2 protein-coding genes are annotated in these 1,389 nt (G+C 63.9%); one reads left to right on the forward strand and one right to left on the reverse strand.

All coding sequences use genetic code 11. The features are described 5' to 3' along the window. Positions 1 to 851: nitrilase-related carbon-nitrogen hydrolase (locus AB0C20_RS36145; protein WP_357569715.1), on the forward strand; the 851-nt coding region annotated here is incomplete at its 5' end. 30 nt (positions 852 to 881) lie between these two features. On the opposite strand, the gene AB0C20_RS36150 is transcribed toward AB0C20_RS36145, so the two are convergent. Further along, a complete protein-coding gene (locus AB0C20_RS36150) occupies positions 882 to 1,121 on the reverse strand; it encodes a hypothetical protein (protein WP_357569716.1) in 240 nt (79 codons plus the stop codon). Between the last annotated feature and the right edge of the window lie 268 nt (positions 1,122 to 1,389).

Below are 1,389 nucleotides of genomic sequence, written 5' to 3' on the forward strand. Positions count from 1 at the left end.
ATCACGCGATCGAGATCCCGGGACCGGAGACCGATCGGCTCGCCGAACTCGCCAGATCGATGAATGTCTATGTGATGGCACAGGCCAAGGCGCGGCACGAGGACTGGGACGATCTGTTCTTCAATGTGGGTATCGTCATCGATCCGCGTGGTGACATCATCTTGAAGCACTACAAGATGACCGCGCTGGCAGCATGTGAACGGTCCACGTCGCCGCACGATCTCTTCGACTGGTGGATCGAGAAATACGGCCGCACGCTGCAGGCGTTCTGGCCCACCGTCGACACCGAAATCGGTTGTCTCGGTGTCATGATGGCGATGGAGGGCATCTTCCCGGAGAACGGCAGGGGGCTCGCGCTCAACGGCGCGGAGGTCGTCTACCGGGCCTCGCTGCCCAATCCGTTCGTGCAACGCGACGTGCTGGAGATATCGAGTCGGGCGCGGGCGCTGGAGAACAATTTCTTCGTGCTGAGTCCGAATATCGGCCCGATCTACATGGGCGCCCAATCGACCACTCCGATCGACGCCGGTGGCGGCAACTCGTTGTTCGTCGATTACATGGGGCGGGTCATCGGCCGGCAGCGCGACAGCAACGGTTCGACCTATATCGGCGCGACGATCGATATCGAGGCGCTTCGGTATCACCGGGAGTCGGCGAAGGTCACCAACTGGGTGAAGGACATTCGCACCGAAGCGGCGCAGTTGATCTACGAGAATCCGATCTATCCGAAGAACCTGTATCTGGACGAGACGCCCGGCAGACACGAGTGGTATCAGAAGCAGGTCATCGACGAGCAGGTGCGCAAACTCCAGGACAGCGGGATCTGGCGGCGCTCCGGCTATCGTGACTAGCGCCGGTCGGGCCGGGATCAGCGGCCGAAATCACGGAGTCCGGTCCAGGACGAGATCGGACAAGCGCACCGCGTAGATCGACACCAGAACGGCTTCGTCGTGCCCGGGTCCGGTGGGAGGCAGCTCGGCGCGCAGGGAATCCGTTTCGTGCATCAGGTCGAGCAGCGCCGCGCGCAGAGCCTCGGGGCGCGGTGCGGTGGCCAGGGTCTGGTTGCTGTGCCGCCAGCGGTAGTCGTCGACCAGGCGTGCCAGCCGTTCGGCCTCGACCACGTGGTGATACCGCACCTCCTGGGAGTGCGAATCCAGGGCGGTCCGTCCCGCAGCAGTCGGTCCGCGACGGCACCGCCCTGCTGGCCGGTCGCACCGGTGACGAAAACAACCTGATTCATATGTCCTCCGTGATCGGCCCCTGATCTCACCGTGCGGACGAGCCACGCGGTAAACGGACCGCGCCGCCGAGTAGAGCATCCAATGCGCTGGGGGAGTGGGTGAGCGGCGTCGACGGTGCCGCTTCAGCGCACTGCTGCTGAAGCCCGAA

Source organism: Micromonospora sp. NPDC048843 (assembly GCF_040649965.1).
Taxonomy (GTDB): Bacteria; Actinomycetota; Actinomycetes; order Mycobacteriales; family Micromonosporaceae; genus Micromonospora; species Micromonospora hortensis.